The sequence below is a fragment of the Mesorhizobium sp. P3_A10 genome, from assembly GCF_056403175.1.
In genome coordinates this window covers 228,936-244,867 of sequence record NZ_JBFUFZ010000005.1, presented here as the reverse complement: position 1 = coordinate 244,867, position 15,932 = coordinate 228,936, and the positions used below count along the sequence as shown (strand labels likewise).

At 62.4% G+C, this 15,932-nt stretch carries 19 protein-coding genes and 1 tRNA gene; 9 read left to right on the top strand and 11 right to left on the bottom strand.

The genetic code is table 11. From position 1 onward, the window contains the following. Positions 1 to 259: 259 nt before the first annotated feature. A complete protein-coding gene (locus AC1DXU_RS20560; RefSeq protein WP_477311652.1) occupies positions 260 to 1,249 on the top strand; it encodes a LysR family transcriptional regulator in 990 nt (329 codons plus the stop codon). A gap of 88 nt (positions 1,250 to 1,337) precedes the next feature. Here AC1DXU_RS20560 and AC1DXU_RS20555 read toward each other — a convergent pair whose 3' ends face one another. Beyond that, a complete protein-coding gene (locus AC1DXU_RS20555) occupies positions 1,338 to 1,604 on the bottom strand; it encodes a hypothetical protein (RefSeq protein WP_477311653.1) in 267 nt (88 codons plus the stop codon). A gap of 341 nt (positions 1,605 to 1,945) precedes the next feature. Here AC1DXU_RS20555 and AC1DXU_RS20550 point away from each other — a divergent pair, with 341 nt between their 5' ends. Next, entirely contained in the window at positions 1,946 to 2,398 is a 453-nt protein-coding gene (locus tag AC1DXU_RS20550; protein ID WP_477371940.1) for a hypothetical protein, read from the top strand. Positions 2,399 to 2,451: 53 nt separating this feature from the next. Here the strand turns inward: AC1DXU_RS20550 and AC1DXU_RS20545 are convergent. Next, positions 2,452 to 2,525 (bottom strand) — tRNA-Gly (locus AC1DXU_RS20545). 224 nt (positions 2,526 to 2,749) lie between these two features. Here AC1DXU_RS20545 and AC1DXU_RS20540 point away from each other — a divergent pair. Both AC1DXU_RS20540 and AC1DXU_RS20535 read left to right on the top strand, forming a co-directional pair. Further along, positions 2,750 to 3,682 (top strand): LpxL/LpxP family acyltransferase, encoded by a 933-nt coding sequence (locus AC1DXU_RS20540; protein ID WP_477371938.1) that lies wholly within the window; start codon positions 2,750 to 2,752, stop codon positions 3,680 to 3,682. Further along, positions 3,672 to 4,424, top strand: a complete 753-nt coding sequence (locus tag AC1DXU_RS20535; RefSeq protein WP_477311656.1) for a glycosyltransferase family 32 protein — start codon at positions 3,672 to 3,674, stop codon at positions 4,422 to 4,424. Before AC1DXU_RS20540 ends, AC1DXU_RS20535 begins: the two co-directional genes overlap by 11 nt. Positions 4,425 to 4,508: 84 nt before the next feature. On the opposite strand, the gene AC1DXU_RS20530 is transcribed toward AC1DXU_RS20535, so the two are convergent. Next, positions 4,509 to 5,375: a PDZ domain-containing protein gene (locus AC1DXU_RS20530; protein WP_477311657.1), complete on the bottom strand. Its 867-nt coding sequence runs from the start codon at positions 5,373 to 5,375 to the stop codon at positions 4,509 to 4,511. Positions 5,376 to 5,732: 357 nt separating this feature from the next. Between AC1DXU_RS20530 and AC1DXU_RS20525 the strand changes: the two genes are divergently transcribed. Beyond that, positions 5,733 to 6,635, top strand: a complete 903-nt coding sequence (locus AC1DXU_RS20525; RefSeq protein WP_477371936.1) for a hypothetical protein — start codon at positions 5,733 to 5,735, stop codon at positions 6,633 to 6,635. A 28-nt stretch (positions 6,636 to 6,663) separates the two neighbouring features. Here the strand turns inward: AC1DXU_RS20525 and AC1DXU_RS20520 are convergent, their stop codons facing one another. The 5 genes from AC1DXU_RS20520 to AC1DXU_RS20500 form a co-directional block, all read right to left on the bottom strand. Next, positions 6,664 to 7,758: a sensor histidine kinase gene (locus AC1DXU_RS20520; protein ID WP_477371934.1), complete on the bottom strand. Its 1,095-nt coding sequence runs from the start codon at positions 7,756 to 7,758 to the stop codon at positions 6,664 to 6,666. Next, positions 7,755 to 8,093, bottom strand: a complete 339-nt coding sequence (locus AC1DXU_RS20515) for a hypothetical protein (RefSeq protein WP_477371932.1) — start codon at positions 8,091 to 8,093, stop codon at positions 7,755 to 7,757. Before AC1DXU_RS20515 ends, AC1DXU_RS20520 begins: the two co-directional genes overlap by 4 nt. Continuing rightward, complete coding sequence (locus AC1DXU_RS20510) at positions 8,090 to 8,764, bottom strand: response regulator transcription factor (RefSeq protein WP_477371930.1); 675 nt, start codon at positions 8,762 to 8,764, stop codon at positions 8,090 to 8,092. The genes AC1DXU_RS20515 and AC1DXU_RS20510 overlap by 4 nt, the downstream gene beginning before the upstream one ends. Positions 8,765 to 8,900: 136 nt before the next feature. Continuing rightward, a complete protein-coding gene (locus AC1DXU_RS20505) occupies positions 8,901 to 9,293 on the bottom strand; it encodes a hypothetical protein (protein ID WP_477371928.1) in 393 nt (130 codons plus the stop codon). Between the two features lie 135 nt (positions 9,294 to 9,428). Beyond that, the gene (locus AC1DXU_RS20500; RefSeq protein WP_477371926.1) at positions 9,429 to 10,031 is read right to left on the bottom strand and encodes an outer membrane protein; all 603 of its coding nucleotides are present in this window, start codon (positions 10,029 to 10,031) and stop codon (positions 9,429 to 9,431) included. Positions 10,032 to 10,516: 485 nt separating this feature from the next. On the opposite strand from AC1DXU_RS20500, the gene AC1DXU_RS20495 reads away from it, so the two are divergent. Then, positions 10,517 to 10,780: a DUF6460 domain-containing protein gene (locus AC1DXU_RS20495; RefSeq protein WP_477311662.1), complete on the top strand. Its 264-nt coding sequence runs from the start codon at positions 10,517 to 10,519 to the stop codon at positions 10,778 to 10,780. A gap of 4 nt (positions 10,781 to 10,784) precedes the next feature. Here the strand turns inward: AC1DXU_RS20495 and AC1DXU_RS20490 are convergent, their stop codons facing one another. Beyond that, entirely contained in the window at positions 10,785 to 11,681 is an 897-nt protein-coding gene (locus AC1DXU_RS20490; RefSeq protein ID WP_477371924.1) for a histone deacetylase family protein, read from the bottom strand. Between the two features lie 130 nt (positions 11,682 to 11,811). Here AC1DXU_RS20490 and AC1DXU_RS20485 point away from each other — a divergent pair, with 130 nt between their 5' ends. Further along, positions 11,812 to 13,149: an MATE family efflux transporter gene (locus AC1DXU_RS20485; RefSeq protein ID WP_477372253.1), complete on the top strand. Its 1,338-nt coding sequence runs from the start codon at positions 11,812 to 11,814 to the stop codon at positions 13,147 to 13,149. On the opposite strand, the gene AC1DXU_RS20480 is transcribed toward AC1DXU_RS20485, so the two are convergent. Both AC1DXU_RS20480 and AC1DXU_RS20475 read right to left on the bottom strand, forming a co-directional pair. Next, positions 13,146 to 14,222: a quinone-dependent dihydroorotate dehydrogenase gene (locus AC1DXU_RS20480; RefSeq protein ID WP_477371922.1), complete on the bottom strand. Its 1,077-nt coding sequence runs from the start codon at positions 14,220 to 14,222 to the stop codon at positions 13,146 to 13,148. The genes AC1DXU_RS20485 and AC1DXU_RS20480 overlap by 4 nt on opposite strands. Continuing rightward, positions 14,219 to 14,569, bottom strand: a complete 351-nt coding sequence (locus AC1DXU_RS20475; RefSeq protein ID WP_477371920.1) for a DUF952 domain-containing protein — start codon at positions 14,567 to 14,569, stop codon at positions 14,219 to 14,221. Before AC1DXU_RS20475 ends, AC1DXU_RS20480 begins: the two co-directional genes overlap by 4 nt. A gap of 110 nt (positions 14,570 to 14,679) precedes the next feature. Here AC1DXU_RS20475 and AC1DXU_RS20470 point away from each other — a divergent pair, with 110 nt between their 5' ends. Further along, complete coding sequence (locus tag AC1DXU_RS20470) at positions 14,680 to 15,114, top strand: hypothetical protein (protein ID WP_477371918.1); 435 nt, start codon at positions 14,680 to 14,682, stop codon at positions 15,112 to 15,114. Positions 15,115 to 15,249: 135 nt separating this feature from the next. Beyond that, the gene (locus AC1DXU_RS20465) at positions 15,250 to 15,909 is read left to right on the top strand and encodes a response regulator transcription factor (RefSeq protein WP_477311668.1); all 660 of its coding nucleotides are present in this window, start codon (positions 15,250 to 15,252) and stop codon (positions 15,907 to 15,909) included. The last annotated feature ends 23 nt before the right edge of the window (positions 15,910 to 15,932 follow it).

The window sequence follows — 15,932 nt, the reverse complement described above, 5'->3', positions numbered from 1 at the left end:
GAGCGGAAGCGCAAACGCGCCACCGCCGGCATATCGATCTCTGGTATCCTCCCAATCGTCCCGAGACGCTGATTTCAATCGATACGATTTTGCTCGTCACCGACCGTCAAGTCTCAAGACGCGCTCAAAGTGTGTCCCTTTGCCATAACTGTCAAATGCGATCTTTGATAGTTGCTATATCGAAACTGATATATATTAGATGCAGCTGAAGGCATGGCCGGACTGCCGGCTGGTCGCAAGCGGAGAGCAGGGGAAAATCATGGCAGCGCTGCGCAATCCCGATGGAATCTCAAATGGTTACGACGAGCTCCCGGGGAACAGCGAAACCCTTTTGCGCAGCGGCCTCAGCTTGCGCCACATGCGCATGATCGTCGCGCTCGACGACCACGGCCGCGTGAGCGCGGCGGCGCAGGTGATGAATATCTCGCAGCCGGCGGCGTCGCGCATGATCGCCGAGATGGAAGCCGTGCTCGACGTCAAGCTGTGCGAAAGGCTGCCGCGCGGCATCACGCTCACCCCCTACGGCAAGGCGCTGGCGAGGCGCGCCCGCTCGATCCTGCTCGAGATGCGCGAGGCCGACCGCGAGATCTCCGAGCTCAAGGCGGGCAAGGGCGGCGCGGTGTTCCTGGGCGCCGTGACGGCGCCAGCGATCGAACTGGCGGTGCCGGCGATCCGCGAAATCCGCCGCATCTACCCGCGCATCGAGATCACCATGCAGGTCGAGACCTCCAACGTGCTGGCGCGCGAACTGATCGCCACGCGCCATGATTTCATCATCGCCCGCATCCCCGACGACCTCAATCCGCGGCTGTTCGAATCGCGCGTCATCGGCGTCGAAAAGGCCTGCCTGATCGTGCGCCGCGGCCACCCGCTGAGCAACGGCAAAGCGGTGCGGCTGGAGGACACTGCCGCCTATGACTGGGTTTTTCAGTCGGGTGGCTCGCCGCTGCGCCAGGCAATGGAAAGCAATTTCTTGAACCGCAACATCGCGCTGCCGGACCGCATCCTCAACACCAGCTCGCTGCTGTTGACCCTGGTCATGGTCGCTCAGTCCGACGCCATCGCGCCGGTCTCAATCCAGGTGGCGAAATTCATCCAGAGCCCCGATGGGCTGGCAGGCGCCATCGATGTTGTCCAGACCGAGTTCGACATCGAGGTCAGGCCCTACAGCCTGATCACGGTGAAGAACCGCGTGCTGTCGCCGGCAGCCAAGATGCTGCACGACTTCATTCTGCGGGAAGTGGGCTGATTGGAACGAGAATCGAAATCCTGCGTTCAATCCAATCGGCATTTCGCACTGGAGCCTGTTCTAAGCCGGGGGGCGAGATTGCCGGTGGTCAACAACCAGGGAGGTTTCGATGGAACGTCGCTTGTTTCTCACCGGAATGCTTGGCGTAGCGGGGATGGTCACGCTTGCTGGCATAGCCAGACCCGGCAAGGCGGTTGCCGGCATTCCGGACGGCAACGGAATTCTCGATGAACTCGACAAACCGGATCCAGCGTTTTTCGAGGGAGACGATCGGGCCGAAGTGGAGCAGGTCTCCCATCGCCGGCATCACCACCACTATCATCGGCGGCACGTCTGGAGACGAGTCTGCCGCCACTATTGGCGCCACGGCCGGCGTCACGTCCGCTGCTGGCGCAGGCGTGTCTGGTTGGGCATCTGGCTCTGAGAGCCGGCGACTGAAGCACCGGCCATCACAAGGTGGCCGGTGCTCCACTACGAGCTATTCGGCCGATGGGGACCTCCCGAAGAGCCTCCAACTTCTCATCAAGCCACTGCCTACGAAAATGATTTTTTCCACGCGCTTAAATGCCGCGATTGCGTCGGTTGCAAAGACCGCCTTCGATATATATTAGCGCCGGCTACAATTCAAAGGCAGCCTGTTGTTAACCATCTCGATGTTAGCGTGGATGTCATGTGACGAGCGCGAGGTTAACAGCAATGCCCACCAATCTGCCGCCTGCATGGGTTGGATGGACGGTGGCCATGGCGATTGGGTTCTTCGCCGTCCTGACGATGCCGCCCGCGAACGCGGAGACGGTGCGCGGCAATCCCGGTGGCCAGATCGTGACCTTCGCTTTGCACGTCGCCAAACTGCGCGCCGCCGACGAGCCGGTGCACTTTGACGGGGAATGCGACAGCGCCTGTACGCTCTATTTGTCCCTGCCTGCCGAGCAGCTTTGCGCTACCCCGCGTGCATCCTTCGGCTTCCACCTGCCGTACGGCGTCGGCGCTCATGAGAACGCCGTCGCTGCCAACTACCTGCTCTCGCAATATCCCGATTGGGTGCGGCAGTGGATCGAAGAGCACGGCGGCCTGTCGCACACCCTGATACGGATGGATGCCGACGAGGTGGCAATGCACCTTTCCACATGCGCCGAGGTGCTGGCATGAACACCAATGTGCGGCCTGCGGCAGGGCGATCCGTCTAAATCATTGATTTTTGCTGGAGCGGGTAGCGGGAATCGAACCCGCGCGTTCAGCTTGGGAAGCTGACAAGCTACCATTACATCATACCCGCGTCGGCCCTCGTTACCATGATGGGCTGGCCTCGGGCAATCAGGAAGCCGCCAAATACGGCAACGCCGCTTTTTATGCCGGCGTCGGCCATGCTAGAAGCGGCTACGCTTCGGGAATCGGCAACCTGTTTTGTCCGGCGGTCCTGCAGTCCAAATGGTGAATGGGTGGGGACCCAGCTTGGAATTCAGCATACGCAAGAGGAAAAAAGCCTCTGAGCGCAGAACCATGTTTGCGTCGGCAGACCTTGGGTTTCTGCTACAGCTTCCTGTCTTTGCGGTCGTCTCGCTTTTCTTGTCCGAAAGGCGCTGGCGAGCTGTTTGCCTGTCGATGGAGCGGCTGATCCGTGCTGCTTCCGGCCCGGGCGACGACCGCGTTCGACAGACCCTTGCCTGCTTCGGATTGGCTAGCGCCGACGATCTCAGCCGGGTGCGCGCGACGCGCCACGAGCACCATATCCAGATCGTGCGCGAGCGGCTCGCCAGGTGGACACCGGATATCGAGATGCAGGGCCTCGAGCATCTCGAAGCGGCGCGACATGCCGGCCATGGCGCGGTGTTGTGGATCGCGCATTTCAGCTTCAATTCGCTGGCGGCCAAGATGGCTTTTGCCAAGGCCGGGTTCGAGGTGTTCCATGTCAGCAGGCCCGAGCACGGCTTCACCAAGTCGCGCTTCGGCGTGCGTTTCCTCAATCCGATCAGAACCGGCGCCGAGCTGAAATATGCGGCGGGCCGGATCGTCATCGACCGCGGCAATCCCGCGGCCAGCATGAATGAAGCCAGGCGGCTGCTGCACCAGGGCAAGTTCGTTTCGATAACCGCCGGCGCCTGGCAGGGCGAACTGCTGGTCAAGGCGCGCATCGGCGAAGCCGCCCTGGAAATGGCCAGCGGCGCGCCCCGGCTGGCCAGGATCGCCGGCGCTCCGCTGTTGCCGGTCTTTGTCCTGCGCGATGACAGCACAGGCAAGTTCCATGTGACCGTGGAGCGGCCCATCGATCTCAGCCGTCACCAGGACAAGGCCGAACTGATCCAGAGTGCGGCGCAGGACTTCGCCAACCGGCATTTGCCGTATCTTCATAGCCGGCCGCATCAATGGCGAGACTGGGAGAAACTGACGGCTTTCACCCCGGCTGACGGCCAGGAAAGATCAAATGCTGTTTAGCATTCTCATAACGGACGGCGACGGCGACGATCTTTCCGAGCTGGTCGCGGAAAACATCGAGTCGTTCAAGGCCTGCCACCCAGGCGAAGAGCATGTGCTGTTCAGGGAAGCGGCGTTGATCGAGTTCATTGGCGCCCATTTCGACGCCGACGTGCTTGCAGCGTTCCGAACGCTGCGGCCCTATGCCTATAAGGCGGATCTCGCCAAATACTGCCTGCTTTACGAGCGCGGCGGCATCTATGCCGATCTTGCCTATTTCTTCGTACGCGGCGTTCCTCGCGACGAGCAACGGCTGTCGGTCTTTCGCGACTTCCTCAGCTCGACCCCATGGGATACCAGCGTCGGCGTGGTTGCCGCGCCGCGGCGCCACAAGGCTCTGGCAAAAGCCATCGATCTCGTCTGCGCCAATGTCAAACGCGAATATTATGGACCGACCGCGCTGTGCACCACCGGTCCGACCCTGTTCGGCAAGGCCATCGCCCTGACATGCGAGCCCGAGGACCTGATTGTCGGAGAGGCGGTCCGGCTGGCGCAGCCGCCGTCGGCGCCCGAACCCTTAGACAAGTCCAGTCATTGCCTCAGCCACAAGGGGGATCTTGTGGCGATCAAGCGCAAGCGCGGAGGCGGGCCGATGTCGCAGCTCGGGATTTCCAGCGGCAATCGCTACAACCGGCTTTGGCGTTCGCGGGAAGTCTATCGCAAGCGGTCGCCCTGGACCCGCATCTTCCGCCGGAAGAACTGACGGCTGCTCCAGCCGCGCCGTCCCGCCGGGCTCGATTTTGAGCCAAGTCGGGCAGCCGAAGGCGGAGACGTCGTTGTCGGCGGGTTAGTTGTCGTCGCCGCCACTATCGCCGCCGTCGTCGCTGCCACCGTCATCGCTGCCGCCGTCGTCACCGCTGTCGGAATCATCGCCGCCGGAATTGTCGTCGGCGCCGTCATCACCAGCGTCGGCAGGGTCTTCCGCCGCGGGAGCATCATTGTCATCGGTTCCCGAAGCGTCCGGCTCCGTCGCCGAGTCGCTCGCGTCGTCGGCTGTCGTGTCCGCGTCCGAACTCTCGTCGGTAGCCTCGCTCTTGGCCTCGGCGGTGAATTCCTCGGAAGAGGCAGTCTCCTCGATTGTCGTCTCGGATGATTCGTAGCTTGTCGTCATTTCCTGACTGTATTCGCTGTAGAACTCGGAATAGCTGAAGGCCGTGGCAACCGACCAGCTTGTCCATGTCGCGACGGTGACGACATCGATGACGGTTTCGTAGGTGCTGAGCGTGATGGTGCCGGTGGAGTTGTAGGCCTTGCCGTCACGATAGGAATCGAAGCGGAAGTCGGATTTGCCCGCCTTTGCCCAGTAGTAGACCACCGTATCCACGTCGATCGGCTCTTTGATCTTATGGCCGTGGACCTTGGTGATCACGTCGCCCGGCTTGATGCCTTGCTTTTCGCCTGTGCCACCAGGCTTGACCGACAGGACGAGGACACCGTGGGCGTGTGACCCGAGTTTGAACTCCTTGCGCACGGTGTCGTTGATCGGCAGCAGAACCGCTTCGATCGCCCTGGAAATATAGGGTTCGGGCAATTTGACATCGCCCTTCAGCGCATAGGCGTTGGTCGAATAGGAGACAGGAATTGCAGCAAGATGCAGCGCCCAGGCCAGACTGAAAACAGCCCTGGAAAATTTTCCGCCACGTCGCTGAAGCATGTACCGTTCCTCTCTGAATAATTAAGGCTGGGCTTATGTAGTTCCGGCAAGCTCTACCACAGGAAAACCTCGCTGGAGCCGGGTGTTTTGGCCTGTCCCTGACTATCTTTGCTCCGGTCCAGATTGCCGGCTTGCACGCAAAAATCACCTCTCATGCAAGCGATTGATCGCCCTGTCATTCAGGTGAGCAGCATCCCCCGCGCGGGGGATGCGCGGCAGATGCCACGCCTCTACAGCGGGTTGAGATGCGCTTCGATCGCTCCCATTGGGGCACCGGCACGCGCGACCTGAAATCCGCCGCCACGGCCTCCCGGCCAAGCGGAGATTGGGGCGCGCGGCCGGCAAGGCGCGGCGGAAGTGGTCAACGACGCAACAACGTCGAGTTCAACCAACGGCGTCGAAGAGGATGCCAGATACCAAGGGGATTTCATGCTTCGTCCATTCATTCTTGCTGCTTCGCTGGTCGCGACCTCTGCCGCTTTCGCCGCCGACGCGGTGCAGCCGATCGCCATAGAGCCAGTCGTGCCGCACATCTCCGGATATGGGGAATTGTATCTCGGCGGCCTGCAGCTTTCATTTTTCGGAGACGAGAACAGCCTTCGGGCCGGCGGTGGCGCCGGGCGCGTGAACATTCCCTTCGCCGACAAATGGAATGTCCAGGTCGACGGCACTTATGATCGCCTCTGGGACGATGGCGACTACATCGACGGGCTCGGCGGGGCCGTCCATGCCTATTACCGCGATCCACAGCGTTTCGCAGCTGGTTTGTTCGGGACCTACAAGCGCTACGGCAACAACTTCTCGGATGATATCAGCGACTATACGGTCGGGCCGGAGGCGCAGGTCTATTTCGGCAATCTGACGCTCTATGGACAGGCTTACTACGGCAAGTTCGATCTGGATTTCGACCATCCGAACGAGTGGGGAGCGCGAGGTGTCGTGCGCTATTTCGTACAGCCGAACCTCAGGTTCGACGGTGAAATCGCCTTCAACAGCTTCGACGCAGGGTCTGCGAATTTCGACACGGTCAGCGTTGCGGCCCAGGCCATGTACCGTTTCGAGGGCACGCCATGGTCGCTGTTTGGCCGCTATCAATTTGATCGGACTTCGATCCAATCCCACGACTTCACCGGCAACAAGTACATGATCGGCTTGCGCGCCAGCTTTGGCACCGGAACACTGTTCGACGAAGATTGCAGTGGCGCGACGATGGATACCTATAGGTCCAACTTCGTCGCGCCTCTGGGAGGAGCGAGCTAGGTTGCATTGGCGAAGCCCGCGGTGCGGATCATTGCCGAACGGGGAGTTCCATGCGCACGCGAGCGCCCCGCCATGAACCGTTCACGATCTTGATCGTCCCGTGGTGCAACTGGGCGATCTGCCGGGCGAGATTCAATCCGAGGCCCGCGCCGCGCGATTGCGGCTGCAGGCGATAGAACGGCTCGAAGATATTCTCGTGCTCTGCCAGCGGGATGCCGGGCCCTTCGTCGCGCACTTCGAGGCCGCCTGTCGCGTCGGCTGCGATGGTGATCATGCCCGTGCCGCCGCCATGGTCGATGGCGTTGCGAACGAGATTGGCCAGGGCGCGCTCGATCTGCAGCGCATTTGCCTCGATCTCGACCTTGGCGGACGGCGGTTCGAAGGCAAGATCGTAGCCGGCTTCGATGGCGAGGGGGGCGAAATCGGCGGCGACCCGGCTGGCAAGCTCGCTCAGATCGACCATCTGGCGCTCGCTGGCCGGGCGCTCGAGCATCTGGTGGTCGAGCAGCTGTTGCGCCAGGTGCGACAGGCGTTCGATATCCTGCAGCAGCCGCATGCTCTGCGGCTCCTTTGTCAGCAATTCGGCGCGTGTGCGCAGAATAGCGATCGGCGTGCGCAGCTCATGCGCGGCATCGGTCAGAAAGCGGTTGTGACGGTCATAGCCCTGAGCCAGGCGTGCCAGCGTCTGGTTGAAGGCATGAACCAGCGGCGCGATTTCCAGCGGCACCTGGCTGACCGGAAGTTGCATCGCCCTGGTGCTGATGTCGATCCGCGCCGCCTGCTTTGCGGTGTCAACAAGCCCGGCAAAAGACCGGCGAACCACGGCCGGTGTCGTCACCAGCGTGGTAACGCCCATGACCACGACGATGGGCAAAAGCAGTATGGCAATGATCAGCGCCAGCGCCGGCAAGGCTCGCTCCCAGTTTCTACTGCCGTCGGGATTATGAGCGACGTCGACCGTTGCCGAGATGTTGATCTCAAGCCCGTCGGTCTCGCCGCGCGATGAACGTGTCGAGGTGACGATCTGCACCAGCCCGGCCTTGGTAGCGACGTTTTCGACATAGGCCTCGGGCCGCGCATCGTCCCTGGAGAATTCAAGGGTCGCGCGGTCGACGCCGCTCAACAAATCGCCTGGGGCCTTGGCATAGACATCGGGAACGGTGCCGGCACGAAGGGCTTGGCCGTTGCTGTCGCGGATGATGTACCCAGATGCGGGAAGCGCTCGCGGAACTGGCGAAGCTCTTCCGTTTCACGCACCACCAGCCCGCCATCATCGCTGCGCTCGACAGCGCCCTTCAATGCCGCAACGGCGGCCTCGTTGTCGACCAGCCAATGCGGATTGGAGATCCACAGCGCGGCGGCGCACAGCACGATGAAAATGGCCAGCGTCGCCGCCTGCAGCAGGATCAGCCGCCGCACCAGCACCCATTGCAGCGATCGCGTGCGCGGCTCTTTCATGGCACCGCTCGCAACAGGTAGCCGATATTGCGGATCGCCCTGATCTCAATCCCGGCGGCGACATCCTCGAGTTTGCGGCGCAGCCGCGAAATATGCGCATCCAGTGCATTGGAGCCGATCTCGTCGTCCAGCGCATAGACCGCCTCCTCGAGAGCGCTGCGCATGATCGCCCGGCCCGGTCTGCGGATGAGCGTTTCGAGCACCAGGCGTTCACGCCGCGGCAGATCGAGCGCCTGGTCCTCGACCAGCGCTTCGCGATGGCGGAAATCATAGGTGAGGCGGCCGACCACCGCTTGTTCCGCCCGCAAGGCGAACTGGCGCCGGTGCAAGGCATGGAGTCTTGCAACCAGTTCCTCGGTCGCGAACGGCTTGACCATGTAGTCGTCGGCGCCGGCATTCAACCCGCTGACGCGATCGTCGAGGCCGCTCATCGCCGTCAAAGCGATCACCGGTGCATCCATATGCAATGCACGCAGGCGAGGGATCAGGCTGAGGCCGTCGCCATCTGGCAGCCGGCGATCGAGCACCACCGCATCGAAGGACCCCAACCTTGCCATGGCTTCGGCGTCGGCCAATGTCGAAACGTGGTCGACGACGATGTCCCGGCGTTCCAGCGCGGTCTTCAGTACGGACGCCATCTCCGGCTCATCCTCGATCAGCAGGATGCGCATGCCCGAACTCCGTCAGCTGAAAAAGTCTCCGTCAGCGGCGCCGGCGGCCTCTGCCCGGGTAACGACGCGGCAGTCATCGCATGCCTGTGAAGCAGAAACAGGCCCCCGACAAGAGCCAGAAGTCGCCTGATACCGCTCATTCACACTCCAGCTTCGGTTGCCGAAAATTGGTGACGAACCAGCGACCGCCGGAAGAACGGGCGTAGAAAGTGTAGAAGCATTCCTGTCGCTCCAGGTAGCCCGGCGTCTCCGTCGTCTCATATTCCGTGCCGTGCTTTGTGTGGCGAACTTCGCTGCTGGATGAGCCGGAGACCACGTTGGTGGATACCTTTCGCCACTGATAGGCGCGTTCGCCCTGTCCGACATCGATGACGGCGGTCGGAGGACCATAGTCCAGAACGATCGATTCAATCGGCTGTCCGATGTAGTTTTTCATGATGTCGGAGGCGCATCCTGCCAGCGTCAGGATTATCGCCACGAAAGATGCATTCAGGGCCGGGCCGAGGCGACCCGTACAGCGCTTGGACATATTTGGTTCCTGTCATGAAAATGCTGCCCGCACCTAAGCCGCGAAGATTGCACCGACATTACGGGCAGGGCATGGATTGCCGCCCCGCGCGGGTGAGCGCGAGGCAGGGTTGTTCGGGTTCGGATGGAACGTACTCTAGAACCGGTAGTTGAGCCCGGCCTTCAATTCCTGGCTGCCGATGTCGGTCTTGGACTTGCCGAAGGCCGAGGTCGTTTCCACCCCGGAAGTGCGGATGTAGTTGTACTCGATCTTGGCTGAGAGACCGCCGGCAAAGGCTTGTTCGATGCCTCCCCCGACGAGATAGCCGAGCTTGCGTCCGTCACTGTCCTTGAGGCCGCCGCTCTTGTCGAAAGTGGTCATTGCCAGGCCAGCGGTGCCGAACAGCAGCGTCTGGTCGAAGGAGACGCCGGCCCTGGCCTTGGCAGCGGCGCGCCACTTTTCCTTGATCTTGCCGCCTTCGACAGCGTGCTCTGCGCCGCCCAGATAGGAGCCTTCGATCTCGGCGCCGAACACAGCGGGACCGGTCTGGATGTTGTAGCCCGCCTGGACGCCGCCGCTCCATCCGTTGCGGTCGGCGAACGGGTTCGGCATTTTGGTGAAAGCGGTCCCGCCATGCACACCGACATAGGCGCCGCTCCACTGGAAGGCCGGAGGATCGTTGTAGGCCGGCGCGAGATCGGCGGCCATCGCCGCCCGGTTCAAACACACGGCGAGTGCAAGGGCGGCCAGAACAGTCATTCTTTGAGAGGGCACTGCATTACTCCAAAACACGCATACGCATAGCGATCGATGCGCAGATTGAACCTTTAAGAGCCTGACCATTTGCGCGGTCATGCTCCCGCTCGGATGTCCCTCACCGGCAATCGTCCGCAGATGCGCCACGCGGACTGGCGTGGACGGCTTGACCTGTCGGATCGGATTTTCCGTGCAACCTGTTGCTTGAAAGACATCGCTTGTTTTGCAGGCGAAAATTGCGTGCACATTGCGCGAAATCTGAAAAAGAAGGTTTTTCGCTTTATTTTCAATAAATTGTGCCGAACGTGTTTACGCATATTTAAGGGTTCAGCGGGTGGCCTCAGCAGAGACCGGAATGCGACGCTTGGTGATGCCGCCACTCTGCGTCACTTGCGGCCGAACAATGCGGCCCGGCTTGCTGCGAGCCAGCCAAGTCGGTATTTCTGAATCCGTGCCCGAATCCGGGTACCCCAATCGGGAGACAGGCCTTGTCCGCATTGACGCGCTTTCTCGGCGACTCGCCGCTCAGGGTGATCCTGAAGCTGCTTGTGGTGTCTTTTCTCGTCGGCCTGGTCATGAACGCCTTCGGCTGGTCGCCGATGGACGTGTTCTACGGCATCCGGAAATTCTTCATCGACCTGTGGAATCTCGGCTTCCACGCCATCGATCGTTTCCTCGGCTATATTCTGCTGGGGGCGGCGATCGTGGTGCCGGCCTTCATCCTGCTGAGGCTGGCCAGCTACCGCAAGTGAAGCGTCAAGCGTAGCGGGATGCCACCTCGAACAGGATGGCATGGCGCGCCGCAAGTGCCGCCACGTCGGTCGAATAGCCGCCACCGATGACGCCGCAGACCGGAATGCCGCGCGCGCGAAAGTGGTGGATCACCATCTCGTCGCGGGCGCGCAGACCGGCATCCGACAGCGACAGCCGGCCAAGCCGGTCCTCGGCATGGACGTCGACGCCGGCATTGTAGAAAACCAGGTCCCAGCGCGCGCCGAGATCCGGCAGGATGCCGCTCAGCCGCTCGAGATAGGCCGTATCGCCGGTGCCGTCCGGCAAGGCGACGTCGAGGTCGGAAGCGATCTTGCGCACCGGGTAATTGCGGTCGCCATGCATGGAAAAGGTGAACGCGCGTGGCTCATCCCTCAGAATGTCTGCCGTGCCGTCGCCCTGGTGCACGTCGAGATCGACGATCAGGATGTTTTGGACAGCACCCTCGGCGAGCAGCACCAAGGAGGCGACGGCAACGTCGTTGAAGGTGCAGAAGCCGGCGCCTTGCGCGCGCCGCGCATGATGGCTGCCGCCGGCGCTGTTGCAGGCAATGCCATTGAGCAATGCCAGCCGCGCCGCCAGCACCGTGCCGCCAGTGGCGAGTTGCGCGCGCAGCGAAACACGCGGTCCCACGGGAAAGCCGATCTCGCGCTCGATCTTTTCGGGCACTGTGCAGGAGATCACTTGGTCGACATAGTCGGCGGCATGGGCAAGCTTCAGCCATGAGGCCGGCGCCGGCTCAGGCAGGTTGAGTGCATCGGACCCGGCCAGTCCATGTGCGCTCAGCGCTTCCATCAGCAGCGGATACTTGCTCATCGGAAAGCGATGATTGACGGCGAAGCCGGCGTCATAGTCGGGATGATGGACGATCTGCAAAGCCATGGAACGGATTACGGCCGGTGCGCCAGAGGCGGGTTTCGGTTGACCATCAGGAGATGGATGGTTGCGCAGCGGAACGAAACTGGGGCACATCGGCGGCTCGATCAAGCCGCAATCAGCAAGGCAGCAATCCTTGGACGAGGGTGCATCCCCAGCCGACGCCAGATATTTCGTCGTCACCAACCGCTCGGTGCTCGCCATCGCCGTGCCGATGACGCTGGCCTATCTGACGACGCCGCTGCTCGGCCTCGTCGACACGGCGGTGGTCGGCCAGTTCGGCGACGCGGCGCTGCTTGGCGGGCTGGCGGCCGGCTCGCTTGTTTTCGATGTCGTCTTCACCACCTTCAACTTCCTGCGCTCCGGCACCACCGGCCTCGTCGCCCAGGCTTTCGGGCGCGGCGACGAGCTGGAGGAACAGGCGGTGTTCTGGCGCGCCGTGCTGATCGCGGTCGTCGCCGGCATCGTGCTGGCAGCCCTTGCGCCCCTGTTCGCCATCGGCGGCCAAGAATTCATGGGCGCCGAACCGCGCGTCAGCGAGGCGATGGCCGTCTACATCCGCATCAGGCTGCTCGCCGCACCCTTCTCGCTGATCAACTACGCCATCCTCGGCTATGTGCTGGGGCGCGGCGAGGGCGGGCTTGGGCTGATGCTGCAACTGGTGCTCAACGGCATCAACATCGCGCTCTGCATCCTGCTTGGGCTGAAACTCGGCTGGGGCGTTGCCGGCGTCGCCTGGGCGACCGTCACCGGCGAATTCCTGGCCATGCTGCTTGGCCTGGCGATCGTTGTCAGGCGCTTCTGGAAAGCGCCCCGGCTGCCGCGCCATCGCGTGCTCGACATGCCGGCATTCCTGCACATGCTGTCGCTCAACCGCGACATCATGATCCGCTCGTTCTCGCTGCTCGCCGCCTTCGCGCTGTTCACCCGCCAGGGCGCGCAGTTCGGCACGGTGACGCTGGCCGCCAATGCCGTGCTGATGAATTTCTTTCTCGTTGCCGGCTATTTCCTCGATGGTTTCGCCACCGCTGCCGAACAGCTCGCCGGGCGTGCCGTTGGTGCGCGTGCTGCCACGCCCTTCCGGCAAGCGGTGCGGCTGACCCTGTTCTGGGGCTTTGGCCTGGCCGGCGTTGCGACGCTCATCCTGTTGTTTGGCGGCGCCGATCTGGTCGCCGTGATCTCCACGTCACAAGATGTTCGCGCCGTGGCCGACACCTACATGCCCTGGGCGGCGTTCACCGCGCTCAGCGGTGTGCTCGCCTTCCAGATGGACGGCGTCTTCATCGGCGCCACCTGGTCGCGCGACATGCGCAACATGATGCTTTTGTCTTTCCTCGCCTTCACCGCCGCGCTGCTGACGCTGGCACCGGCCTTCGGCAATCACGGACTGTGGGCGTCGCTGCACGTCTTCCTGCTGGTGCGCGGCTTCAGCCTGCTGGCCATTTTGCGGCTGCGGCTGCGGACAGCCTTCTAAAGCGACTTGGACGCCCAGTGATCGAGCCTGATATCGCGCAACGCACTGATCGACGAAAGCCCTTCCTTCTCGGCGAAACGGACCATGCCTTCGAGGATGCGCCCCGGTAGCGCCGGCCCGGCATAGATCATGCCGGTGTAGAGCTGCACGAGATCGGCGCCGGCGCGGATTTTTTCCAGCGCCGCCTCAGCGGAATCGACACCGCCGACTCCGATGATGGCGCGGTTCGGACCAAGCAGCTTGCGCATCCTGGCCAGCACGATGGTGGAACGCTCAAACAGCGGTTTCCCGGAGAGCCCGCCGGTTTCGCCTGATACAGCGCCGCTGCGCAGGCCCGCTCGCGCAATCGTGGTGTTGGAGACGATGACGCCGTCGATCTGCTTCTCGGTGACCTCGGCGGCGATGTCTTCCAGTTCGGCCTCGACCAGATCAGGCGCGATCTTGAGAAAGATCGGCGGCTTGACTGATGCTGCCGCGCGCGCGGCGACGACCCGGGACAAAAGTTCGCCAAGCTGCTCGCGCGCCTGCATGGTGCGCAGGCCCGGCGTGTTGGGCGAGGAGATGTTGACCGTCAGATAGCTGGCGTACTGCGCAAACCGGGAGGCACCGCGCTCATAGTCACTGACGCGGTCGGCGCTGTCCTTGTTGGCGCCAATGTTGATGCCGACAATGCCGGCACGCCCCTTGCGCACGGCAAGGCGTTTTTCGGCCGCGTCGTGGCCTTCGTTGTTGAAGCCGAGCCGGTTGATCACGGCGCCGTCCTGGGTCAGCCGAAAGATGCGCGGCTTCGGGTTGCCGGCCTGTGGCAGCGGCGTGATGGTGCCGACTTCGGCAAAGCCGAAGCCGAGGCCAAGCAGCGCGTCCGGCACCTCGGCGTTCTTGTCATAGCCGGCCGCCATGCCGAGCGGGTTTGGAAACTCGAGGCCGCAGACGCTGACCTTCAGCCTGACGTCGCGTGGTGGACTTCCGGTCATGGGCAGCCCGCATCGCAGCGCCGCGATCGACAGCCCATGCGCGGTTTCCGGATCGAATGTGAACAGCAGTTTTTGGCCGAGCCGGTCGAGCACGCTCATTCGGCCTCCAGTGCCGGGAACTGGTGCGTGCCGTCGGCGCCAAGCGGCAGGGGTCGAACCCACAGCACGGCCTTCAGGTCGAGGGGACCATAAAGATGCGGGAACAGCGCGCCGCCGCGCGAGACCTCGTATTTCAACGCATCGCCGAGCTTGGCGCCGTCGATGGCGACCAGCAGCAGCCCGGCCTGGCCGGTGAAATGTTTGGCCGCCGTTTCGCGAGCCTGCCCGGCAGTGGAAAAATGGATGAAGCCGTCGGCGACATCGATTGGCGCACCGGTGAAGCGGCCGTTTGCTTCGGCCTCGCGCCACAGCGCGTCAGGGGTTATCTTGTAGATAAACTGAGACATGGTTGCGCTATAGTCCGAACCAATCAGGCGGGGAAGGGCACTCCTGAACTCTTCCCCATTTCCGGCGCAAACATGCGCTAGATTGTGTTCACTTGCCCATGGAGGACAACATGCGTCTGCAGCACGTCTTGATCCCCGCAGCTCTGGTCTCGCTGGTTGCGGCATCAGCCTTTTCCGAGGAAACCGATCGCTACCGGCTGGAAAAGTCGGCCAACGGCTATGTCCGCATGGACACGCAGACCGGCGCCATGTCGATTTGCGAGGAACGCACTGGTCAGCTCGTCTGCAAGATGGCGGCCGACGAGCGCGCCGCCTTCCAGGACGAAGTCGACCGTTTGCAAAGCTCGATGAAGGCGATGGACGAGCGCGTCACCAAGCTCGAAAACTCGCTGTCGGCCCGCCTCGAATCGAAGCTGCCAAGCGAAGAGGAATTCAACAAGACGATGAGCTATATGGAGCGCTTCCTGCGCGGCTTCATGGGCATCGTCAAGGATATGGACAAGGACAGCGGCGACGGCGCCAAGCTGAATTCGCAGAAGACCTGAGCGCCGCTAGACAAAATCGCCGAATGGCGATTTGTCCGGGGCTTTGCCGCTTGAAAACAGCTGGCAACGCCGCATAATCGTTCGACTGGTCCCGCAAAAGCAGAAAACCATCAATGGGATTCGGGGAGGGATATTTTGCCGTCGGGCTACACTTTCGTCATCGCCGACGACCATCCGCTTTTTCGCGGTGCCTTGAGAGAGGCGCTTGCCGGCATCGGCAATGTTGCCGCCATTCATGAGGCCGGCGATTTCGAAAGCGCCAAGGCGCTGGTCGTGGCCAATGAGGATGTCGATCTGGTGCTGCTCGATCTGTCGATGCCGGGCGCCAGCGGCCTGTCCGGCCTGATCTCGTTGCGCGGCATTCATCCGGCAGTGCCGCTTGTGGTGGTTTCGGCGCATGACGACCCGGTGACGATCCGGCGCGCGCTCGATCTCGGCGCTTCCGGCTTCATTTCCAAATCGGCCAGCATGGAGGAAATCCGCGGCGCCGTGCAGTCGGTGCTGGCCGGCGATATCGCCGCCCCCATCGGCATCGATCTCGGCGTCGAGCGCGACCCCGAAATTTCCGACCTGATCAAGCGGCTGCAGGCGCTGACGCCGCAGCAGACACGCGTGCTCGGCATGCTGGCGGAAGGGCTGCTCAACAAGCAGATCGCCTATGAGCTCAGTGTCTCCGAAGCGACGATCAAGGCGCATGTCTCGGCGATCCTGCAAAAACTTGGCGTCGACAGCCGTACCCAGGCGGTGATCCTCTTGTCCAAGATCGGCAACGATCCGCTGCAGCCGGTGAACTGAGCGCCGCAAGCGACGCTCAGTCT

What these genes read in the sequence shown, in the direction of transcription:
- AC1DXU_RS20530 (WP_477311657.1), bottom strand. Translation starts at nt 5,375, where the DNA reads ATGCTTCAGCGACGTGGCGGAAAATTTTCCAGGGCTGTTTTCAGTCTG.
- AC1DXU_RS20540 (WP_477371938.1), top strand. Translation starts at nt 2,750, where the DNA reads ATGTTTGCGTCGGCAGACCTTGGGTTTCTGCTACAGCTTCCTGTCTTT.
- AC1DXU_RS20560 (WP_477311652.1), top strand. Translation starts at nt 260, where the DNA reads ATGGCAGCGCTGCGCAATCCCGATGGAATCTCAAATGGTTACGACGAG.
- AC1DXU_RS20500 (WP_477371926.1), bottom strand. Translation starts at nt 10,031, where the DNA reads ATGACTGTTCTGGCCGCCCTTGCACTCGCCGTGTGTTTGAACCGGGCG.
- AC1DXU_RS20515 (WP_477371932.1), bottom strand. Translation starts at nt 8,093, where the DNA reads ATGAAAGAGCCGCGCACGCGATCGCTGCAATGGGTGCTGGTGCGGCGG.
- AC1DXU_RS20550 (WP_477371940.1), top strand. Translation starts at nt 1,946, where the DNA reads ATGCCCACCAATCTGCCGCCTGCATGGGTTGGATGGACGGTGGCCATG.
- AC1DXU_RS20490 (WP_477371924.1), bottom strand. Translation starts at nt 11,681, where the DNA reads ATGGCTTTGCAGATCGTCCATCATCCCGACTATGACGCCGGCTTCGCC.
- AC1DXU_RS20505 (WP_477371928.1), bottom strand. Translation starts at nt 9,293, where the DNA reads ATGTCCAAGCGCTGTACGGGTCGCCTCGGCCCGGCCCTGAATGCATCT.
- AC1DXU_RS20475 (WP_477371920.1), bottom strand. Translation starts at nt 14,569, where the DNA reads ATGTCTCAGTTTATCTACAAGATAACCCCTGACGCGCTGTGGCGCGAG.
- AC1DXU_RS20480 (WP_477371922.1), bottom strand. Translation starts at nt 14,222, where the DNA reads ATGAGCGTGCTCGACCGGCTCGGCCAAAAACTGCTGTTCACATTCGAT.
- AC1DXU_RS20535 (WP_477311656.1), top strand. Translation starts at nt 3,672, where the DNA reads ATGCTGTTTAGCATTCTCATAACGGACGGCGACGGCGACGATCTTTCC.
- AC1DXU_RS20470 (WP_477371918.1), top strand. Translation starts at nt 14,680, where the DNA reads ATGCGTCTGCAGCACGTCTTGATCCCCGCAGCTCTGGTCTCGCTGGTT.
- AC1DXU_RS20510 (WP_477371930.1), bottom strand. Translation starts at nt 8,764, where the DNA reads ATGCGCATCCTGCTGATCGAGGATGAGCCGGAGATGGCGTCCGTACTG.